Below are 3,002 nucleotides of genomic sequence, written 5' to 3'. Positions count from 1 at the left end.
TGTGTTAGGGCCAGTATTTGCCATAGCAAGCATACCAGGTTGATAGAAGTCTAACCAATTAACGAATTCATCTGGAATAGTGTATCCAGGACCACCATCACCTTTACCAGTAGGGTCTCCACCTTGAACAACAAAGTTTTCAACAACTCTATGGAACTTAGTATTGTTATAATAACCTCTTTTAGCCAAATTTATAAAGTTTGCTACAGTTATTGGTGCTGCCTCAGGGTAAAGATAGAAATTAATATCTCCTTGAGTAGTTACGAAAGTAGCTCTAATATCATTATATTTAACAGCTTCTGTTTTTCCTTTAGTTGAAGAACAACCAGCAATCATACTTATAAAAATAATTAGAGACAATAATTTAATGAATTTTTTCATATTTCCCTCCTGTATTTGTTGGTATTATTATACTATATAAAAACTTATTTTACAAAATACTTTTGTAAACTTTTTGTAGATAAAGTAAATGCAATAGATAAAACTATAAGTAAAACAGATAAAGCGTTTACAACCGGAGAAACACCTAATCTAATCATAGAATAAATTCTAAGAGGGAGAGTAGATGAACCAGGTCCTGCAACAAAGAATGTTGTAACAAAATCATCAAATGATAAAGTTAAGGACATTAAAAATCCAGAAATAATTGCTGGTAAAAGCATGGGAAGAATAATTCTTCTTAACGTTTGCATCTCTGTAGCGCCAAGATCATACGCAGCTTCAACTATAGAATAATCAAACTCTCCTAAACGAGATAAAACAATGAATAATACAAAAGGGATATTAAATGTTGTATGAGCAATAAAAATGCTTGTTAATCCAAGTTGTAGTTTTATAGTTGAAAACATAATTAAAAGAGATACTCCTAAAATAATATCAGGAATAACTAGCGGTAAAAATGTTATTATTTTTAGATATTTTTTATGTCTAAATTTATACCAGTGAAGTCCAATTGCTCCTAAAGTTCCAAGAATAGTAGAAGTAGTACTAGATATTACTCCTATAAAAAGGCTATATTTAAAAGCTTTCCAAATATTGTCAGAGTACAAGAAAAGTTCTTTGTACCATTTGAAAGAAAAACCTTCCCAATAACTAGATCTACCTTTATTAAAAGAGTAGATAACTAAAATAACTAATGGTAAATAGAAAAATACCATTGATAAAATAAAGAAAAATAAAGATGTTCTTCTTTTATTCATTATTTCCCTCCTCATCTTTATTTTCGCTCCTCATAAATACTAATAAAGCAATAGATGTAATAATTATAAGCATAGCAGATATAGCAGAAGCAAGAGGCCAGTTTCTAGTTACAGTAAGATGTTGAGCAATAATATTACCTAACATAGTAGCCTTGGTTCCACCAACTAACTTAGGAACAGCATAAGATCCCATAGCAGGGATAAAAGTAAATAGAACAGCAGTAATTATTCCTGATTTTATATTAGGAATAAATACTTTTCTAAAAGCTTCTCCATTAGTAGCACCTAAATCTCTAGCGGCTTCAATTAAAGAAAAATCAAATTTTTCAATAATTGAATATAAAGGTAATATTGCAAAAGGCAAACTTGTATAAACTGTGATGACTATAACAGCACCTGTATTATAAAGTAATTTTAATGGAGTTTCAATTATTCCAATTTTCATTAAAAAATTATTAAGAAAACCATTTGTTCCTAAAATAGATATCCAAGCATATATTCTAATTAAGAAGTTAGTCCAAAAAGGGATAATAATTAGTAAAAGTAACTCTTTTTTAAACTTTGATCTTGCAATGAAATATGCAGTTGGAATTGCCAATAAAACTGTAAAAAAAGTAACAAAAATTGAAATATATATTGTTTTAAATAAAATCTTTAAAAATACAGGTTCAAAAAATACCATAAAGTTTTTCAAGGTGAAAATTAATTTAACACCACCATATGTTCCTTTAGTTAAAAAAGAATAAGTTAAAACAATAAGCATGGGAATAACAAAAAAAATAGACATCCATAAAGTTAATGGAATACTATAAAAGTGTCCTGATGACTTTCTTTTCAATGTTACATCACCTCAACAAGGAAACTATCATCAGCATGCCAAGAAATATAAGCATCTTCATCCCAGTGTATTGTATCGTGATCATCTTCATCAAAGTAAACAGCATGTTGTTTAAAAGCTTTGAAAAGTTGATTTTTATCTCCATTTACCCAAACAAAATATTTACTTTGAAATCCGGAATAAATAAGTTCGTCAACATAAACTTTAAGAGTGTTATATTTTTCAGAAAGACCACTTGGAGCTTGCTTAGATACTCTTATTTTCTCAGGTCTAATTGAAACTTTAATATGATCACCAATATTGATTGGTTTGTCCACTTCAAATATTAATTCTCCTAAATTATCATCTTTTAATTTTGCATATGTATCGCTAATTATTTCAGATACTATACCTTGGAAAAAGTTATTTTCTCCAATAAAGTCTGCAACAAATGAATCTGCAGGTGATTCATAAACCTCAGCAGGAGTTCCAACTTGTAAAATATTACCTTTATTCATAACAGCAATTCTATCAGAGATAGAAAGAGCTTCTTGTTGATCATGTGTAATAAAGATAAATGTAATTCCAACTTCGTCATGAATATTATCTAATTCAATCAAAAGATTCTGTCTTAATTTAGCATCAAGAGCTGAAAGAGGTTCATCAAGTAATAAAACACCAGGTTTATTAATTAAAGCTCTCGCTATAGAAACTCTTTGTTGTTGCCCACCAGAAAGTTGATTTGGTTTTTTATAAATATGGTCTTCTAAATCAACAAGTTTTATAAATTTTTTAACCTCTTCATCAATTGTCTTATCGTCAATTTTTTTAAGTCTTAAGGGAAATGCCACATTTTCATAGATGTTTAAATGTGGAAAAAGAGCATATTTTTGGAATATGGTATTTACATTTCTTTCATTGGGGGCTAACCTGACAATGTCTTCATTTCCTAGATAAATAGCACCACTATCAGGAGTAATAAAACC

Annotated in this window: 4 protein-coding genes; all 4 read right to left on the bottom strand. The window is 29.0% G+C overall.

The annotated features are described in order from the left end of the window. A partial coding sequence (locus Q0V09_RS09935; RefSeq protein WP_297489112.1) for a peptidylprolyl isomerase occupies positions 1–381 on the bottom strand: 381 nt, incomplete at its 3' end. Between the two features lie 44 nt (positions 382–425). Continuing rightward, the gene (locus Q0V09_RS09930; protein WP_297489109.1) at positions 426–1,199 is read right to left on the bottom strand and encodes an ABC transporter permease; all 774 of its coding nucleotides are present in this window, start codon (positions 1,197–1,199) and stop codon (positions 426–428) included. Next, positions 1,192–2,037 carry an ABC transporter permease gene (locus Q0V09_RS09925; protein WP_297406120.1) on the bottom strand — a complete coding sequence of 282 codons (846 nt, stop codon included), beginning with the start codon at positions 2,035–2,037 and terminating at the stop codon, positions 1,192–1,194. The genes Q0V09_RS09930 and Q0V09_RS09925 overlap by 8 nt, the downstream gene beginning before the upstream one ends. Positions 2,038–2,039: 2 nt before the next feature. Beyond that, a partial coding sequence (locus Q0V09_RS09920; RefSeq protein ID WP_297489106.1) for an ABC transporter ATP-binding protein occupies positions 2,040–3,002 on the bottom strand: 963 nt, incomplete at its 5' end.

This window comes from uncultured Cetobacterium sp. (assembly GCF_947039425.1).
GTDB lineage: Bacteria > Fusobacteriota > Fusobacteriia > Fusobacteriales > Fusobacteriaceae > Cetobacterium_A.
Note: the sequence above shows the minus strand (reverse complement) of the source record. Positions and strands in the feature narration are given on the sequence as shown.

Bases quoted from the DNA above. Each gene is read 5' to 3' on its own strand.
- Q0V09_RS09930 (WP_297489109.1), bottom strand. From the start codon at position 1,199: ATGAATAAAAGAAGAACATCTTTATTTTTCTTTATTTTATCAATGGTA.